Source organism: Chitinophaga silvatica, assembly GCF_003419895.1.
GTDB classification, from domain to species: domain Bacteria; phylum Bacteroidota; class Bacteroidia; order Chitinophagales; family Chitinophagaceae; genus Chitinophaga; species Chitinophaga silvatica.
On sequence record NZ_QPMM01000012.1, the window covers coordinates 149,033 to 165,799 of the forward strand.

Here is a 16,767-nt window from a genome sequence, read left to right on the forward strand (position 1 = left end):
ATTACCTGTAATTAATATTCGATCTTTATATATCTAATGCCAGCTGCTATTTTCAGCAATTTTTGACTCTTTATTATGAGGATATAATTAAAGATATTTCATTTTATTATTGGGAGCATCAATCCTAAAAAATAATTTATTGTTGCTTGTCAGTTTTTCTTGCTTCCATTTCTGCCGCAACTTTTAATGCATTCTCATCTCCCGATTTCTTTAAGTGTGATATAACACTATTATAATCAGTGGTATTTTTATTCTGACTAAGTTTATACGTGGCATTTACTTCCTCTACTTCAATTTCAAAGCCTACTATCGCTTTTACATTATTCTGTAAAGTTTTATCATCTATATCTGTAATATGCACAGGCTTTTCTGATGCCGCTTCATATTTTTCCATCAGTGTCCTTAAACCATTAATTACTTCCTCATCTTCCAAAATTCTTATAGCTCCATGTATATGAACCGCCATATAATTCCAGGTAGGAATTTTAGATTTTTCGTACCAGGAGGAAGAAATATAAGAATGCGCACCCGAAAAAATCGCCAGTGCCTTTGCCCGGCTAAAATAATTCCATTGAGGATTCACTTTTGCAATATGCCCTTCCAATACAAATTTACCAGGTGTTTTTTCTTTCAATGTCATTGGTAAATGGGTAGCATGCGGTACTCCTGATTCATCGGTATTAATCAGGATACCAAATCCATTCTCCCTAATAAAATTGGAAATAACCTGCCAATCAGTTTCTTGTGCAAATTTTGGAATATACATAGGGATTTGGGTTAATTATGAAGTAAGTTGGTTACAGGAGAAATAGGAGGCCAACTCCTAAGCTGGCCTCCTATTGTATTAAACTATAATATCTACAATCTTGGTAGGTGCAACGTTAGCATTACGCATGGCAATGCTCCTTGCTGCCGCTCCGGCCATATCCAGGAATGCTTTGCGTGTAATTTTCTCTTCGCCCAACATAACTGGAACTCCGGAGTCTCCACCTTCCCGGATGCTTTGTACTAATGGAATCTGACCCAGGAATGGAATTTCCATTTCTTCTGCCAACTGTTTTCCACCATCTTTACCGAAGATATAATACTTATTCTCAGGTAATTCTGCTGGTGTAAAATAAGCCATATTCTCAACTAAGCCCAGAATTGGTACATTGATAGTTTGACCCATAAACATAGCAATACCCTTTTTAGTATCCGCTAATGCTACATCCTGAGGAGTTGTTACAATTACAGCACCCGTAACCGGCACCGTTTGTACCAATGTCAGGTGAATATCACCGGTTCCCGGAGGCATATCTATAACCAGGTAATCCAAATCGCCCCAATATACATCGGTCAGAAACTGACGCAATGCGCTGCTGGCCATTGGTCCACGCCACACTACAGCATCCCGCTCGTCGATCAGCAACCCGATAGACATTACCTTGATACCGTATTTCTCCATTGGCTGGATCATTCCTTTACCGTTTACATCAACCATTAACGGTCTTTCTCCTCTGAGGCCAAACATAATAGGAACAGACGGGCCATAAATATCAGCATCCATTAATCCCACTTTTGCACCATCCCGACCTAATGCCAGGGCAAGATTTGCTGCAACAGTAGATTTTCCGACTCCTCCCTTCCCGGAAGCTACTACAATGATATTTTTAACCTTCGATAACACTCCTTCGCTACCAGTACGTTTTGTATTAACATTTGCCGTCATGACAACTTCAACTTCCGCCTCTTTACTTACCAGCATGTGAATTGCATTAATACAGGCATTGCGGATCATATCTTTCAGCGGACAAGCCGGAGTGGTGAGTACAACTGTAAATTTCACCTTATTACCGTCGATCTCTATATCTTTCACCATGTTCAGCGTAACCAGATCTTTCCCCAAATCTGGCTCTTCTACGTTGCTCAGGGCCTTTAAAACCTGCTCTTTCGTGATCATAAATTGTTGTTAATTTTGAATCCAGGAAGCAAAGTTAACCCAATTGCCAGTTAATTTTAAATTTCTCTGTGAGGAGAGCCACAACATAGAACACCTTTAATTTTTTTTATATCTTAGGGCCAGCATGCAGCACAAACGATCCTTTATACTGTCACTTTTAATCGGATTCCTATTTCTACCTTTCCTACTGAAAGCGCAAATAGCGGAATTTCGTGATAGTGTTATTCAGATCCAGGGTATTACAATGACTGCGGACAGCCTGAGAGCTGTTCCGGGTGTAAGTATTATGGTAAAAGGCCAGGGCCGTGGAACTATTTCCAACAGATCCGGTATTTTCTCTATCGTAGTTTTAAAAGGAGATACGCTATCTTTTACGGCTATAGGTTTCAAACATAAGAACTATCGCGTACCTCTTGATCTGAAAGGGAATACATTTTCCATGATCCAGTTGATGGTAGAAGATACTACCTACCTCCCGGTTACGGTGATCAAACCTTATCCTTCCAAAGAAGAATTTGAACGGGCATTTGCCAATATGGAAATCCCGGATGATGCATACGAAGTAGCCAGAAAAAATACAAACAACGCTCATCTCAGAGCCCTTGCACGTTATCTGCCAATTGATGGCCGGGAAGGTGTAAATATGTTCCTAAATAAACAGGCCCAAAGCATATACTACGCCGGTCAGCCACCTCCACAAAACATCTTCAATCCTTTTGCCTGGGCACAATTCATACAGGCCTGGAAACGAGGCGACTTTAAGAAAAAAGACGACGCCACCTTCTAGTTTTATCCAATACCAGCCGTTTCATGCACTTAAATCAGTAGCTTTGATACCGGCTTAAAAATCATTACACCATGCAAAAAATTGCGGTAATTGGTGCTGGTACCATGGGAAATGGTATTGCACACGTATTTGCACAGCACGGATATGCTGTAAACCTTATTGATGTTTCCGCTGCCGCTCTCGAAAAGGCTTTACAAACTATCGGTAAAAACCTCGACAGACAAGTAAGCAAAGGCAGTATCACCGAAGCTGTTAAAACTGATACCCTAAAGAATATCACTACCCATACAGATCTTGATCTGGGTGTTAAAACTGTAGATCTGGTTGTAGAAGCTGCAACTGAAAACGTGAACCTGAAACTTAAAATATTCCAGGATCTCGATTTACATGCTCCTGCCAACGCAATTCTGGCTACTAATACTTCTTCAATTTCTATCACTAAAATTGCTGCCGCCACCAAACGCCCTTCACAGGTTATAGGTATGCACTTCATGAACCCTGTACCAGTAATGAAGTTGGTGGAAATCATCAATGGTTATGCTACAGATCAAAAAGTAACAGATGCCATTGTTGAGTTATCCAGGAAACTCGAAAAAGTTCCTTGTGTGGTGAACGATTATCCAGGCTTTATTGCCAATCGCATTCTCATGCCAATGATCAATGAAGCAATTATCTCTTTATTTGAGGGGGTTGCAGGCGTCGAGGAAATTGATACTGTAATGAAATTGGGTATGGCACATCCAATGGGGCCTTTACAATTAGCCGATTTCATTGGACTGGATGTTTGTCTTTCCATTCTTCAGGTATTGCACGAGGGATTTGGTAATCCTAAATATGCTCCATGTCCGTTACTTGTAAACATGGTAACCGCAGGCTATCTTGGAGTTAAGAGCGGTGAAGGATTTTATAAATATACCGCTGGCAGTAAGGATCTTGTTGTTAGCAGTAGGTTTGTTGCTCGCTAAGAAGCGTAAGTATTTTTTAAGTGGCAAAGGGATAGCAGCGAATATTATTAAGAATTATTGATGGTTTCTATTTATATTGAAGCCTATCGAAAGTTCTTAAAAAAATCGCTGCTATCCCTTTGCCACTTAAAAAATACTTAAGCCCCTTTGCGAGCAACCCCAATCTCCAATCCGTAAATATCTTTCAGCTTTATCATACATAGCTCCTCGCTGGCTTTAGGAATTCCTATAACCATTTCACAAAAAAGCTGTAGCTCCTGTGATACCACTGTACAATTAAACTGTTTTACTACCGTCATTACTTCGTTCATAATCGTATAATCAAAGCTTAAGCGATAGTTTGATTCTATGTTTTTTTGAATAACCGGCACCAGTTGCAATACCATAGAAGCACTGAGTTTATAGGCATTGATCAATCCCGGAACCCCTAGTAAGGTGCCACCAAAATATCTTACAACTACAATCAATACATCTGTTAACTGCTTACTATCTATTTGCCCCAATATTGGTTTGCCTGCCGAGCCCGAAGGTTCTCCATCGTCGTTGGCTCTGAATTGAAGTCCATCTGTTCCTAATCTGTAGGCATAACAATGGTGAGTGGCTTTGGGATGTTCTTTTTTTACTTCTCCCAAACAATTCTTTACTTCTTCAACATTTTTTACCGGGAATACAAAAGCAAGAAATTTGCTACCTCTGTCTTTAAACTCTGCTACTGCTGTTTTATCAATTGTAAAATAAACCTCCATCTAAAAAATTTAGGATCATCAGCTTATTGCTGATGATGATAAAAATCGATACGATCTGTATGTACCTGCATTGTGCTGTACAATTTTGCTCCGGTTAAAATCGGAGCAGCAAGGCCATGCGGCAGTGTAACCGTACCAGTTATAATTCGTGATTCATCCCACAATCCGGATGAAATAAACTGTTGCAAAATATAGCTGCCTCCCTCTACCAGTATACTTTGTATTTGACGCTCATAAAGTTTATGAAGCAATTGCGTGAGAAAAGGCTCCTGAAAATCAAGTTTCATTGTTTCTGTAAGCCCGCTGGTGTCCGCATCTTCAGCCGTAATAAAAATGGTAGGAACAGTACCATCCCAGAGGTGATAATGCTTGGGAATTTTCAATACCCTGTCGATCACCAGTCTGATTGGGTCTTTACCGGTCCATAACCTATTAGTTAACCTGGGATTATCCAGAATAGCAGTACGGGTGCCCACTAAAATACCCATTTCCTCACTTCTCCATTTATGCACCAATCTGTCGGTGTAACTATTTGATATTTTAACAGGAGCACCATCCTGGCCTGCAATGAGGCCATTGGTTGATTGCGCCCATTTCAGAATAATATAAGGGCGTTTTTTTTCATGAAATGTAAAGAAGCGGCGATTGATTTCCCTGCATTCTTTCTCCAGTATGCCTGTATGAACCTTAATTCCCGCTTTTTCAAGTTTCTCTATTCCTTTACCAGCAACGGCTGAGAAGGAATCCACACATCCTATCACTACTTCCTTGATACCCTGAGCAACGATAAGATCTGCACAAGGAGGTGTTTTACCATGATGTGCGCAGGGTTCCAGGCTAACATACATGGTAGCTAAGGGAATCAATGTTTTATCGTTTTCCGATACACTATGAACACAATTTACCTCAGCGTGGGCCTGGCCATATTGTTGGTGATAACCCTCGCCTATAATACGCCCCTGGTGTACCAGTACTGCACCGACCATAGGATTGGGAGCTACAGCTCCTGCTCCCATTGCGGCCAGCTCCAGACAACGGTGCATAAAAATTTCGTTGATAGTAGTATTCATAATCGGTTCCTAAATAATAACTTTGCAAAAGTATCGTTTTTAACACTGGAAAATGCGATTACCCCAATTCGCAATTTCCTGATTTACATTCCTTAAACTTAAAATATTGACAATACAAACCGCCTTTACCTATCTAACTGGCGCTATCAGTGATTTATACGAAGAGAGAGAAGCAGTTAATATAGCTCATATTGTCATGGAATCATTGACGGGAATGAGCAAATTGGATCGTATGGTAAATAAGACTCAAATATTGACCACAGATCAGAACCAGCGCCTAAAATCTGCCATAGAAGCCCTTTTACGTAAAGAACCAGTACAATACATTATAGGTAGTACCTGGTTTTATGGGATGGAATTTATTGTTAATAACCAGGTGCTGATACCACGACCCGAAACCGAAGAATTGGTTGAATGGATCGTACAGGATTCGGGAAGCCGGCATCAACTTAAGATACTGGATATAGGTACTGGTAGCGGGGCTATACCTCTGGCATTGAAAAAAATGCTGCCCGATGCAGTGGTTTCAGCGATTGATGTGAGTAAAGGTGCATTGGAAGTAGCCGTAAAGAACGCTGAAAAATTGAAATTAAATGTTCATTTTATGGAAATGGATGCTTTGAACCCTACTGCCATGGCCATGTTACCAAATCTCGACGTCATTGTAAGCAATCCTCCATATATCACGCAGAGTGAAAAAACAGGCATGCAGCAACAGGTACTTTCTTACGAACCTTCCCTGGCGCTTTTTGTTCCGGATACCGATCCATTGCTATTTTACAGGCACATTGCCCAGTTGGCCCAACAGAAACTGAATGCAAACGGTGCTTTGTATTTTGAGATAAATGAAGCCCTGGGTAAGGAAGTAGTGGCATTACTGGAGAGCCTTGATTTTCAGAACATTATACTAAAGCAGGATATGTTCGGAAAAGACAGGATGGTAAAAGGGGTTATTAGTTAAATAAAAAAGCAGCAGGAATACCTGCTGCCTATATTTAATTATAACGTTTGATATTACTTTCTGGCAGTGGCCAGTACTACTTTGGCCCCAATTTCTCTGGCAACTTCCATAACACTCACTACATCTTCTACCGGAACGCTTTTTTCGGCATTGATTACGATAGTAGGATCTACTTTTTCATTGGCAACAGAAGGAGCCAATGCCTGTTTGAGGTTATCGAAAGGTATTTTATTAGTGCCTACAAAAAACTCGCGCTTTTCGTTTATACTTACCACCACTGTTTGTTTAGCTTTAGTATTGCTCGTTGCTTTAGGGAGCATCAGCTTAATAACATTAGGATTGGCCAGCGTAGAAACAATCAGAAAGAACAACAGCAAAATGAAGAGGATATCATTCAGTGCTGAGTTATGCATTTCCACATTTTTCCTATTTCGACTTCGTAGATTCATAGCTGGATTGTTTAACGGGTTGGTTCCTGCAAAATATCAATAAACTCTGACGATGCTGTTTCCATCTTATTCACCACCTTATCTATCTGGGCATTCAGATAACTATAGCCAATAAACGCCACAATACCGATAATCAGACCAGTAGCTGAAGTGACCATTTTTACATAAATACCGCCAGCAATTGTACCCAGCGTAATATCTGAAGTGATGGAGATATTAAAAAAGGTTTGAATCATACCTGCGATGGTACCCAAAAACCCGAACATAGGGGCAATACCCGCAATGATAGAGAGGATAACAAGATTTTTCTCCATTCGGTAAACTTCCAGTTTACCAACATTCTCCATTGATTTTTCAATATTTTCAATAGGCTTGCCAATACGTTGAATACCTTTTTCAATCATTCGTGCAATGGGGCCATAAGTATTTTTGGCTAAAGAGCGGGCAGACTGGATATTACCAGAGGTAATCTGATCCCGGATCATTGCCATAAAGTTATCAGGTAACTTACCGGCTTTAGAGATGGTAATGGCTCTTTCTACAAATACGTATACTGCTATTAACGAAAGGACTCCCAGAGGAATCATTAACACCCCACCATTCTTGAGCATGTCTATCAGGTGAATTTGCTGAGGAGGTGAAGCTACTATTCCTTGCGCTACAGTGTCGGCCTTCGGAAGTAATAAAGAGTCTTGTATTTGAGTAATAAAACCTAACAACATGAACTATATTTTAACGGGTGCATAAGTAGAATACTAATAAAACGCTTAAAGTAGTAAAATATTTGTTGATTTTGGAATTTATGGATTGATGGAAAGGTAGGCTGATCAACGTTCTGTAATATTCAACAGCGGCATTGATCCACCCACTTTCCTTCTCTCTTTGTTGGTTCCTAACCTATATTTTGCTATTGTTGGCTCTTCTCCTCCCAAACTTGTGCCAAGTATACAATTGTTTGCACTGCTTTTTGCATATCCTGTATACTTACATACTCATGTTTGCCATGCAAGGCCATTTCACCGGTAAAAATATTCGGACATGGCAATCCCATAAATGATAGACGCGAACCATCTGTTCCCCCTCTAATGCTCATTTTTAATGGTTGCAAACCCGCTCTCTTTATAGCTTCTGCGGCGTATGCCGTAACTTCAGGATGATTTACCAGCACTTCTTTCATATTCCGATATTGAGAAGTGACCTTCAAGGTAGCACGGGCACCAGGATGTTGAGCCGTTACTTTATCCATAATATTTCGGAGGAAACTTTCGTGCGATTCGAGACTACTGGTTTCAAAATCACGGATAATAAAATCAATTTCCGCTTTCTCTACAGTACCCTGCATTCTGACAGGATGAATAAATCCTTCCCTGTCTTCAGTTGTTTCGGGCGACATGCTATCTTTTGGCAACGCATCTACGATGGCAGAAGCCACCTTTATTGCACTTACCAGCTTATCTTTAGCAGAACCCGGATGAGCGCTTACTCCGTAAACAGTGATTTTAGCTCCATCGGCCGAAAAGTTCTCATCTTCCAATGATCCGGCTTCTCCCCCATCCATTGTATATCCAAAGCTTGCTCCCAGTTTCTGAATATTTACTTTATCGACCCCTCTTCCGATTTCTTCATCCGGAGTAAACAGAATTCTGATTGCGCCATGCTTAATTTCAGGATGCTGCATCAGATAATTTGCTGCATCCATAATTTCAGCTACCCCGGCTTTATCATCTGCTCCCAGCAAGGTAGTACCGCTGGCAGTGATAATATCATCACCTTTTTTCTCTAATAAATATGGATGCTCTTTCGGGCTTATAATAATCGTTTCATCATCTGGCAACACAATATCTCCTCCGTCATAACTCCGATGAACAATAGGTTTAACACCTGTACCACTTGAATCTGAAGAAGTATCTACGTGAGAACAAAAACAAATAACAGGAACATTTTTGCTGGTATTCGAAGGAATAGTAGCATAAACATATCCGTGTTCGTCGAGCTCCGCATCTTCTATACCCATTTCCTTCAGTTCTTTTACCAGCAAACGGGAAAGGTCTTTCTGTTTCTCTGTGCTGGGAAATGTAGTACTGAGGGGATCAGACTGCGTGTCTATCTTAGCATAACGCATAAAGCGTTCATCAACTGTATAAGCGTATTTAGTAAACATATTGCAAACCTAAGGAAAAACACATTATGGCCTTTCCGTGAATTTTTCCGTTTCTGAGGAGATAAACAGGAGTTAAATAGAATAAATTCCTTTAATATTCATCAATTTAGAATAAAAAACCAAATTTATATCCATTAACATAACAAACAAATTAAAATTATAGGTTTGCTTCGAATAAACAACTTCATTAATCAGGTTTTGGAACGACTGAATGCAATGATTACTACCCATAGCAATTATAATGAGTGATTTTGGAGAGATGTGCGATACATAACTGCGCATCTGCTCCAAAATTCCTACATTTACGCATGCCATGTCATGAAACCATAACTTGTCCTCGCTGTCAAAGCCTGTTCGAATGTCGGGTAGGCACCATTCTACGGTGTCAGTGCCAGGAGGTTGTATTGTCGGAAGAAGAATTAGAGTACATCCGTCAGGAGTTTAGTGGTTGTTTATGTGCAGATTGTTTACGCGAGTTGAAGACTGCTTTTAAGAAGTCTGACTCCTCATCAAAATAAAGTTATGGCTTACGAACAACAGATTGCAGATTCAGTGACAAGGATCTTTAAAGCCGTATTTCCAAGTACGGTGAATCACTATGATACATTATTTGGCGGTACTGCCATGGCACTTATGGACGAAGTAGCCTTTATTACAGCTACCAGGTTTACCAGAATGAGAACAGTAACTGTATCATCAGACCGGATCGATTTTAAAATGCCAATTCCTCATGGCACAATTGTAGAATTAGTGGGAGAAGTGATTCATGTAGGTACAACAAGTTTAAAGGTAGAAGTAAATGTTTATGTTGAACAGATGTATGAAAAGCTTCGTGAAAAGGCAATCAGCGGAACATTTACCTTTGTTGCGATAGATGAACATAAGAAGCCGACAAAGATAGAAATTCAATAAAAATTAAAATGGGCTAACCGGATTGGTTAGCCCATTTTAATTTTTATACTAGTTAGATTTAGCCTTTAATTCCTGCACTTCCTTTCTCAATTCTTTATTCTGCTCATTTAACTCGATCATATAGAGTGTGAGTTCTTCTACTTTCTTAAGTAGCCTTGCATTCATTTCTCCAACATCAATTCCATGGTTATCGACTTCAGCTGCAGAAGGCATATCAGGGAGATGCTTATGATGTTGAATAAAACCAGATACAGATTCCAGGCTAGGCAGCTTATAATCTGAATTAAAGACATAATCTGGCCAGGACGCGTAGTTTTTTACAGTAACTCTCGAAAATATGGCATTTCCGTTAACTGCAAATTTGTAACCTTTAGTGTCTGTCGTGTTTATTCCTACATTACCCTCTTCTGTAATACGCATACGTTCAGATGGATTACCACTGGTGGTACCCGTTGTCATGAAACGAAGGGCAGATGGATGCGCCGCACCTTCTGTCCATGCTGCACTACTTACAGCTTCAATTTGGGCTCCGGTATAATAGTTAGTGGTACCTGGTGCGTTACCGCCGAAAACTACACCCCCAAGTCGAAGGTTGGCAGCTGAAGGAATTCCACTATTGTACAAACGAATAAATCCACCACTATTAACAGATAATGCAGAAGTACTCTGAACACCAATTCCGGAACCACCTACAGTAGTATAAATGTGAAATGGGAAATAAGGAGTAGCAGTACCTACCCCTACTAGCCCTCCATATGCATTTATTAAAGTATTGTTTCCAACCCGGTTAATATGGAGTGGCTTGCTGTTAAATGATTGTATGTAACTATAGTTGGGATCAGCGCCCATCGTGAGTGAAACGCCACTTTGATTAATATTTACCGCATAAGTCGCCGATGAGCTAGGGATTAAAGTAGTTGAATCAATAATGTGTAGAATGTTCGTTGGCACAGGTGCAGCATAACCAAGTCCAATCTTTTGAAACTTTTCGATCTGGGCATTAACAAATTGGGAAAACAAACAAGCTAAAGCTAGTACAGGAATAATTTTTTTCATATTTAGTTATTTAAGTGAATGAAAATAGCTAAATATCTTAAAACTTAAAATGGGCTAACCGGATTGGTTAGCCCATTTTAAGTTTTATTGAACAACAGGAATTAGTTGATTTCAACCAGTTCCAGATCAAAAATCAGATCTTCACCTGCCAAAGCATGGTTAGCATCCAAAGTAATAGTAGCGTCGTTAACACCAACTACTTTTACCTGGAATACCTGACCTTGCGGATTGCTCATCTGAAGCTCATCACCGATCTGTGGATTCAGATCCGGAGGCATGTTATCTTTAGGAAATTCGATGATCATTTCTTCGCTCTTTGGACCGTATGCCTGATCAACAGGGATATGAATGGTTTTCTTGTCACCAACTTTCATGTCAAGCACCCCATTCTCGAAACCTTTGATAACCATACCGGCGCCTACCTGAAATTCCAGCGGAGCTCTACCCTCAGAAGAATCGAAGGTAGTACCGTTTGTTAAACGGCCATGGTAATGCACCTTTACTGTATCCCCGTTTTTAACAGTTTGCATAAAATAAGTTGTTTAATGTTAATAATGAGCGCAAGATACAAAAAGCTGATATAATCGACTTTTTTTTGGTATATATTACTGTTATCTTAACGCCATGAACCGTATATTCCTATTTTGCCTCATCCTGGTTGGATGCTATTTAAATTCCTCCGCGCAATATGCGGACCATGTTTTACCTGGTGCCACACAAACAGTTCGATATCTGCCCTTATTAAAGAACAAAAGGGTTGCCCTTATGGTGAATCAAACCTCCACTATCGACAATACACATCTGGTAGATACCTTGTTGAAACTCAAGATAAAAATCTCGAAAATTTTTAGTCCTGAGCATGGCTTTCGCGGTAACGCCGGCCATGGCGAAACTGTAGCAAATAGTGTAGACTCTGCAACAGGAATCCCAATTGTTTCATTATATGGACAACATCGCAAAGCCACCACAGCTGATCTGAAGGATGTAGATATTATTATTTTCGACGTCCAGGACGTTGGCGCCAGATTCTATACTTACATTTCCTCACTGCAGGAACTCATGGAATCGGCCGCTGAGAACAAGAAAACACTCCTGATCCTCGACAGACCTAATCCAAATGGTGATTATATCGATGGTCCAATACTGGATACCGCTTACCGTTCCTTCATTGGCATGCAACCAATACCTGTTGTTCATGGTATGACTATCGGCGAATATGCCCGCATGCTAAACGGAGAAAAGTGGCTGGCTAAAGGCTTACGCTGCGATATTAAAGTAATTCCCTGCGAAAACTATAGCCACCAAACCTATTATAAGCTGCCCATAAAGCCATCGCCTAATTTACCTAATATGGCTGCAGTAAATCTTTACCCTTCATTATGCTTTTTTGAAGGAACCGCACTAAGCCTGGGCCGCGGAACCGATAAACCATTTCAAGTTTATGGGTCACCGTTATTCCCGAAACAAGACTTTTCCTTTACCCCTCGTGCCAGCACTCTAAACCCAACACCTGTACTAAAAGATCAGGTATGCTATGGTTTTGATTTAAGTCATGCTCCCGAAACTGTGCCTTACAAAGGACGAAAACTGGAACTGAAATGGCTGATCAGCGCATATCACCTATTCCCGAATAAAGACAAATTCTTTACTCCATTTTTCACCAAACTGGCGGGAAATAAAATCTTGCAACAACAAATAGAAAAAGGCTTGTCAGAAGCTGAAATCAGAAAAAGCTGGGAACCAGGACTAGCAAAATTTAAAGTAATCAGAGCGAAATACTTATTGTATTAATTAATTTGATACATCTATTAAAAAAACAGACCTGATCAGGTCTGTTTTTTTACATTATAAGTTACCCTACATTTTAAATAATCATTGCTTTAATACAACTAATGCTGATGTCTGTTATTCAGATCTCCTTATTTTTCAGCAATATTTATTGCCTGATCATAATAGTAAATCGCAGTACTATGTTTGCGTAGCTTTATATAAATAAAACCAATAAGGAAGTGAGTCAATTTCAGTGCGCCTACTGAAGTTTAAAAAGTACGCTGCTTAAATAAAACAGGATTCGGTTTTAGGAACATTGGCCGGCAATTCCTTACAGGAAATAAGTAAATTGCGGCCATGAATAAGAATCTTCGTATTGTTTTTATGGGAACTCCGGATTTTGCTGTGGCTTCCCTCGATATATTGGTACAAAATGGCTTTAATATCGTTGGCGTTATTACAGCACCTGATAAGCCTGCTGGCCGTGGCTTACAATTGCAGGAAAGTGCAGTAAAACGATATGCAGTAAGCAAAGGTTTAACAGTGCTTCAGCCAGAGAAACTGAAAAACCCCGAATTTCTGGAAACTCTCAGCGCATTAAAGGCAGATCTACAGGTGGTGGTTGCTTTTCGTATGTTGCCTGAAGTTGTTTGGAATATGCCTCCTGAAGGAACTATAAATGTGCATGCTTCTCTTCTGCCCAACTATCGTGGCGCCGCCCCTATTAACTGGGCCGTTATTAACGGTGAAAAAGAATCAGGGGTCACTACTTTCAAGCTACAGCATGAAATTGATACCGGAGACGTTTTGTTTAGCCAGACAGTAAAAATTAGTGATAATGAAACAGCAGGCGAACTCCATGATGCATTAATGCAAACCGGCGCTGAGCTATTACTCAAAACTGTAAACGCAATAGCTGCAGGCAATGCAAAAGGTACTCCACAGGCCGATATTCCGGCAGCTGATATCAAACATGCTCCAAAGATATTTAAAGAAACCTGCCAGATAAACTGGCAACAACCTTTGGATACTGTTTATAACCTTATCCGGGGCCTTAGTCCGTATCCTACTGCTTTTACTACATTTCAGGGCAAAAGCATGAAAATCTTCTCCGGACATAAAGAACAGGTAACACCAACGGTTGCACCCGGCGAGTTTCTGACAGATGAAAAAACGTATATCAAAATAGCTGCCTCTGATGGTTATTTATTTCTGGATGAAATTCAGCTCGAAGGAAAAAAGAAAATGGATATTGTTAGCTTCCTCAGAGGTTATAGATTTACAAACTAGTATTGGTTATAAAAGAAAAACGGATGTCTCAATATTGAGACATCCGTTTTTTTATGTTGATGATTTTTTTTAATTCTCGTAGCTCAACTCGCAATAGAATTTCGTTTCATTGCTACCCAATGCTTCCATTGCAGCATCGCTCAGTTTAATAATCAAACCTGCATTAGGTTTGATCTGAGGAATTACATCCAACACCTTTGCGTAAATAGATTTTCCATTCAGTGGGTTGGTCACTTTAATGATAGTACCTCTTGGAGCAGTATTATGAAGAGCATAATATTTATTTACAGCATTGCTCTTAAACCAGGTGCCAGGACCTTTCTCAGTAGCAGCTTTCTTACCATTACTGGTTTGCTCCATGTAGAGTTGTTCAAAGTCCTTATTGCTGGCAGCAGGAACTGGTGCCGGAGGTGCAACCACTACGGAAGATGCAGGTTCCGACTCTGTAGCCGGTTGTGGTTTAGATTCTGACTTACTGGGAACATCATCCAGATTTCCATCTCCGTACGGATCAGTGGTGATCCTTTCCTGCACTACTTTCTTTTCCTTTGGAGCATCTACCTTCGCCACCACAGGTTCTTCTTTATCAGGAGGTGCACCAGCAGCTTTCAGATAACCGATGATGATATAAGTATCTTTCTTCAGACCATCGCCCGACAAATTATTCCAGCTACGGATATTGTCGATCGCCACTTTATTGTAATTGACACTTACTCTGTACAATGTTTCTTTATCGGAAACTTTATGGTAAACTGGCTTACCGGCAGCACCATTTTTCTGTGAGAAATTAGCAGTGGTGAGAGGAATATTTACCTGCTTCCCTAACTGTAATCCCTGATCCATAGAGACATTATTTACAGTAGCAATTTCTTTTGGTGGTACTCCATAAGCCCTGCTCAAACTATAAAAATTCTCTCCTTTCTTTACAGTGTGTGTGATGTAAAGTGAAGGAGAAGTTCCCTGCACTTCCAGAACATCCTGTGCCTGCACTGCCACTGCACTGAAACCCAACAAGACGATTGATAGAATCGGTTTAATCATACAAACTTATTTATAATTGATATGCTGCATTCGGGCAACGAATATATGTGTTAAAATTGACAAATTTATCTATAAAAGCAAACGAAGAATCAGAGTTTTTGTTGTTTTAGCACTTGAAAAACAACTGTTCACAGATCGGCTGAAATATCGGATAGCGTTTTATTTCAGCTTCTTTCCGGGAACCAACTATATCCCTGTAATTTCTTTCAGAATGCGTAACTCCTTTGGGTAATAATTATTTATCCTGTTAGGCAAAAACTTAGCCCATCCCAGATTCATTCCTTCATAAGCAACCAATCCCCAACCCTTTACATCTGTAATAATTCCCGGATCTTCCTTCCGTAAATATTGTAATGCCGGCATTTTGGGCAAAGTCACTACTGGCACCTGCTCAGATATCAATAAACTCATCGCCAGCTGATGATCAGGAATCAATTCTTTTGCACCCAGCTGTCCGGCCTTTACTCCTGCTTTGCGGATATACAAGGCTTGTTGCAATACAGGCAAAATCTCCGCTACAACAGGCGACAGAACTAATACATCTTCCTGATGCAGGAAGTACTCATATGCCGCAGGTTTATTTATCCAGGGCGATAACAAACTAGTTTGTTTGGAAGACAACTGTAATTGTTTCTGCTTTTGTTTCGGTTCCTTGAATGCTTTTTCGGCACTTCTTTTCCGCAGACAAGCCAAAAACAGGCCTTCACCTTTGAGCCTGTCGGGATAAAATCTATATCCCTGAAAATTTCGTTTACTCGTTTCCGTTAGAACAATATTCCATTCCTCATGCCATGGTAGCTGCACATTCTCGAGTTCAAAATGATCAGCCAACCAATTCAGAATTACCTCATCTTCCGCCGCAGAAAAGGAACAGGTAGAGTAGATCAGTACACCATCTTCTTTTAATGCAGGTAATACATCCGCCAGAATTCTCTGCTGCCGCTGACTACAAAGTTCCACATTATCTAACGACCATTCAGGAATCAATTCAGGATCCCGGCGAAATAAGCCAGATCCTGAACAGGGTGCATCAACCACAATCAGATCAAAATATCCGGGTAATGCCGAAAAATCTCTCGGATCGTTGTTACTTACAATCGTATTGGCAGCGCCCCATTTCGTTAGGTTATCTGCCAATAGAGCAGCTCTGGATTTGATGACTTCATTAGATACCAAAACACTTTCTTCATTGAGCAAGGATTGCAACAAAGTAGATTTTCCTCCCGGTGCGGCACATAGGTCCAGTACCTTCAGGGAACTATTAAGATCAACCGAATGCCTTACAGCATATTCGAGAAACATGGAAGATGCTTCCTGCACGTAATAGGCGCCGGCGTGAAAATATGGATCGAAAGTAAAGGAAGGACGTTCGGGTAAATAATATCCCTGACTGCTCCAGGGCACTTTACTGGTACCTGTGGCTGATAAGGCAGTCAGCACTTTTTCTTCCTGCACAGTAGTTTTAATCTTATTGGGATTGAGCCGCAGGGAAGTAATTTTCCCGGCAGCAGCATGCACCTGCTCGAAGGTTTGACGGTTAAAACCAGGTAATCCTTCTAAAGAAGTTAATAAAGCAGTTGGTAAATGACTTGGCAAAATATTTTTTCTGCAAAAATA

The 16,767-nt window shown here is 40.3% G+C and carries 18 protein-coding genes; 7 read left to right on the forward strand and 11 right to left on the reverse strand.

Features of this window, described 5'->3' with window-relative positions:
• Positions 1–136 precede the first annotated feature (136 nt).
• A complete protein-coding gene (locus DVR12_RS21735) occupies positions 137–766 on the reverse strand; it encodes an FMN-binding negative transcriptional regulator (protein ID WP_116977910.1) in 630 nt (209 codons plus the stop codon).
• Positions 767–844: 78 nt separating this feature from the next.
• On the reverse strand, positions 845–1,942 hold the full coding sequence (locus DVR12_RS21740; RefSeq protein ID WP_116977911.1) for an Mrp/NBP35 family ATP-binding protein: 1,098 nt from the start codon (positions 1,940–1,942) through the stop codon (positions 845–847).
• Positions 1,943–2,066: 124 nt separating this feature from the next.
• On the opposite strand from DVR12_RS21740, the gene DVR12_RS21745 reads away from it, so the two are divergent.
• Together DVR12_RS21745 and DVR12_RS21750 are read left to right on the forward strand one after the other, a co-directional pair.
• Positions 2,067–2,729, forward strand: coding sequence for a carboxypeptidase-like regulatory domain-containing protein (locus tag DVR12_RS21745; protein ID WP_116977912.1), 663 nt, complete (start codon positions 2,067–2,069; stop codon positions 2,727–2,729).
• A 71-nt stretch (positions 2,730–2,800) separates the two neighbouring features.
• Positions 2,801–3,694 carry a 3-hydroxybutyryl-CoA dehydrogenase gene (locus DVR12_RS21750; protein ID WP_116977913.1) on the forward strand — a complete coding sequence of 298 codons (894 nt, stop codon included), beginning with the start codon at positions 2,801–2,803 and terminating at the stop codon, positions 3,692–3,694.
• Positions 3,695–3,831: 137 nt separating this feature from the next.
• Here the strand turns inward: DVR12_RS21750 and DVR12_RS21755 are convergent, their stop codons facing one another.
• Positions 3,832–4,440, reverse strand: a complete 609-nt coding sequence (locus tag DVR12_RS21755) for an IMPACT family protein (RefSeq protein ID WP_116977914.1) — start codon at positions 4,438–4,440, stop codon at positions 3,832–3,834.
• 23 nt (positions 4,441–4,463) lie between these two features.
• Positions 4,464–5,510 carry a bifunctional diaminohydroxyphosphoribosylaminopyrimidine deaminase/5-amino-6-(5-phosphoribosylamino)uracil reductase RibD gene (ribD, locus tag DVR12_RS21760; protein WP_116977915.1) on the reverse strand — a complete coding sequence of 349 codons (1,047 nt, stop codon included), beginning with the start codon at positions 5,508–5,510 and terminating at the stop codon, positions 4,464–4,466.
• A 106-nt stretch (positions 5,511–5,616) separates the two neighbouring features.
• Here ribD and prmC point away from each other — a divergent pair, with 106 nt between their 5' ends.
• Positions 5,617–6,471 (forward strand): peptide chain release factor N(5)-glutamine methyltransferase, encoded by an 855-nt coding sequence (gene prmC / locus DVR12_RS21765; RefSeq protein ID WP_199417171.1) that lies wholly within the window; start codon positions 5,617–5,619, stop codon positions 6,469–6,471.
• A 53-nt stretch (positions 6,472–6,524) separates the two neighbouring features.
• Here the strand turns inward: prmC and DVR12_RS21770 are convergent, their stop codons facing one another.
• From DVR12_RS21770 to pepT, 3 genes are all read right to left on the reverse strand, one after another.
• The gene (locus DVR12_RS21770) at positions 6,525–6,920 is read right to left on the reverse strand and encodes an ExbD/TolR family protein (RefSeq protein ID WP_116977917.1); all 396 of its coding nucleotides are present in this window, start codon (positions 6,918–6,920) and stop codon (positions 6,525–6,527) included.
• An 11-nt stretch (positions 6,921–6,931) separates the two neighbouring features.
• The gene (locus DVR12_RS21775) at positions 6,932–7,642 is read right to left on the reverse strand and encodes a MotA/TolQ/ExbB proton channel family protein (RefSeq protein WP_116977918.1); all 711 of its coding nucleotides are present in this window, start codon (positions 7,640–7,642) and stop codon (positions 6,932–6,934) included.
• Between the two features lie 185 nt (positions 7,643–7,827).
• On the reverse strand, positions 7,828–9,081 hold the full coding sequence (gene pepT / locus DVR12_RS21780; protein WP_116977919.1) for a peptidase T: 1,254 nt from the start codon (positions 9,079–9,081) through the stop codon (positions 7,828–7,830).
• Between the two features lie 308 nt (positions 9,082–9,389).
• Here pepT and DVR12_RS21785 point away from each other — a divergent pair, with 308 nt between their 5' ends.
• Positions 9,390–9,599 carry a cysteine-rich CWC family protein gene (locus DVR12_RS21785; protein WP_116977920.1) on the forward strand — a complete coding sequence of 70 codons (210 nt, stop codon included), beginning with the start codon at positions 9,390–9,392 and terminating at the stop codon, positions 9,597–9,599.
• A gap of 4 nt (positions 9,600–9,603) precedes the next feature.
• Positions 9,604–9,993 (forward strand): acyl-CoA thioesterase, encoded by a 390-nt coding sequence (locus DVR12_RS21790; RefSeq protein ID WP_116977921.1) that lies wholly within the window; start codon positions 9,604–9,606, stop codon positions 9,991–9,993.
• A 48-nt stretch (positions 9,994–10,041) separates the two neighbouring features.
• Here DVR12_RS21790 and DVR12_RS21795 read toward each other — a convergent pair whose 3' ends face one another.
• Together DVR12_RS21795 and DVR12_RS21800 are read right to left on the reverse strand one after the other, a co-directional pair.
• Positions 10,042–11,049, reverse strand: coding sequence for a hypothetical protein (locus DVR12_RS21795; protein WP_116977922.1), 1,008 nt, complete (start codon positions 11,047–11,049; stop codon positions 10,042–10,044).
• 101 nt (positions 11,050–11,150) lie between these two features.
• Entirely contained in the window at positions 11,151–11,579 is a 429-nt protein-coding gene (locus DVR12_RS21800) for an FKBP-type peptidyl-prolyl cis-trans isomerase (RefSeq protein WP_116977923.1), read from the reverse strand.
• A gap of 235 nt (positions 11,580–11,814) precedes the next feature.
• Between DVR12_RS21800 and DVR12_RS21805 the strand changes: the two genes are divergently transcribed.
• Together DVR12_RS21805 and fmt are read left to right on the forward strand one after the other, a co-directional pair.
• Positions 11,815–12,840 carry an exo-beta-N-acetylmuramidase NamZ family protein gene (locus tag DVR12_RS21805; RefSeq protein WP_233522439.1) on the forward strand — a complete coding sequence of 342 codons (1,026 nt, stop codon included), beginning with the start codon at positions 11,815–11,817 and terminating at the stop codon, positions 12,838–12,840.
• Positions 12,841–13,176: 336 nt separating this feature from the next.
• A complete protein-coding gene (fmt, locus tag DVR12_RS21810; protein ID WP_233522440.1) occupies positions 13,177–14,109 on the forward strand; it encodes a methionyl-tRNA formyltransferase in 933 nt (310 codons plus the stop codon).
• Positions 14,110–14,178: 69 nt separating this feature from the next.
• On the opposite strand, the gene DVR12_RS21815 is transcribed toward fmt, so the two are convergent.
• Complete coding sequence (locus DVR12_RS21815) at positions 14,179–15,150, reverse strand: DPBB and LysM peptidoglycan-binding domain-containing protein (protein WP_116977925.1); 972 nt, start codon at positions 15,148–15,150, stop codon at positions 14,179–14,181.
• A gap of 186 nt (positions 15,151–15,336) precedes the next feature.
• On the reverse strand, positions 15,337–16,746 hold the full coding sequence (locus tag DVR12_RS21820) for a methyltransferase RsmF C-terminal domain-like protein (protein WP_116977926.1): 1,410 nt from the start codon (positions 16,744–16,746) through the stop codon (positions 15,337–15,339).
• Between the last annotated feature and the right edge of the window lie 21 nt (positions 16,747–16,767).

Excerpts from the sequence above, each read along its gene's own strand:
- DVR12_RS21785 (WP_116977920.1), top strand. The coding sequence starts at position 9,390 with ATGCCATGTCATGAAACCATAACTTGTCCTCGCTGTCAAAGCCTGTTC.
- DVR12_RS21815 (WP_116977925.1), bottom strand. The coding sequence starts at position 15,150 with ATGATTAAACCGATTCTATCAATCGTCTTGTTGGGTTTCAGTGCAGTG.
- DVR12_RS21740 (WP_116977911.1), bottom strand. The coding sequence starts at position 1,942 with ATGATCACGAAAGAGCAGGTTTTAAAGGCCCTGAGCAACGTAGAAGAG.
- DVR12_RS21735 (WP_116977910.1), bottom strand. The coding sequence starts at position 766 with ATGTATATTCCAAAATTTGCACAAGAAACTGATTGGCAGGTTATTTCC.
- DVR12_RS21750 (WP_116977913.1), top strand. The coding sequence starts at position 2,801 with ATGCAAAAAATTGCGGTAATTGGTGCTGGTACCATGGGAAATGGTATT.
- fmt (WP_233522440.1), top strand. The coding sequence starts at position 13,177 with ATGAATAAGAATCTTCGTATTGTTTTTATGGGAACTCCGGATTTTGCT.
- DVR12_RS21770 (WP_116977917.1), bottom strand. The coding sequence starts at position 6,920 with ATGAATCTACGAAGTCGAAATAGGAAAAATGTGGAAATGCATAACTCA.
- DVR12_RS21775 (WP_116977918.1), bottom strand. The coding sequence starts at position 7,642 with ATGTTGTTAGGTTTTATTACTCAAATACAAGACTCTTTATTACTTCCG.
- ribD (WP_116977915.1), bottom strand. The coding sequence starts at position 5,510 with ATGAATACTACTATCAACGAAATTTTTATGCACCGTTGTCTGGAGCTG.
- DVR12_RS21805 (WP_233522439.1), top strand. The coding sequence starts at position 11,815 with ATGGTGAATCAAACCTCCACTATCGACAATACACATCTGGTAGATACC.
- DVR12_RS21795 (WP_116977922.1), bottom strand. The coding sequence starts at position 11,049 with ATGAAAAAAATTATTCCTGTACTAGCTTTAGCTTGTTTGTTTTCCCAA.
- DVR12_RS21790 (WP_116977921.1), top strand. The coding sequence starts at position 9,604 with ATGGCTTACGAACAACAGATTGCAGATTCAGTGACAAGGATCTTTAAA.
- DVR12_RS21745 (WP_116977912.1), top strand. The coding sequence starts at position 2,067 with ATGCAGCACAAACGATCCTTTATACTGTCACTTTTAATCGGATTCCTA.
- DVR12_RS21755 (WP_116977914.1), bottom strand. The coding sequence starts at position 4,440 with ATGGAGGTTTATTTTACAATTGATAAAACAGCAGTAGCAGAGTTTAAA.
- DVR12_RS21800 (WP_116977923.1), bottom strand. The coding sequence starts at position 11,579 with ATGCAAACTGTTAAAAACGGGGATACAGTAAAGGTGCATTACCATGGC.
- pepT (WP_116977919.1), bottom strand. The coding sequence starts at position 9,081 with ATGTTTACTAAATACGCTTATACAGTTGATGAACGCTTTATGCGTTAT.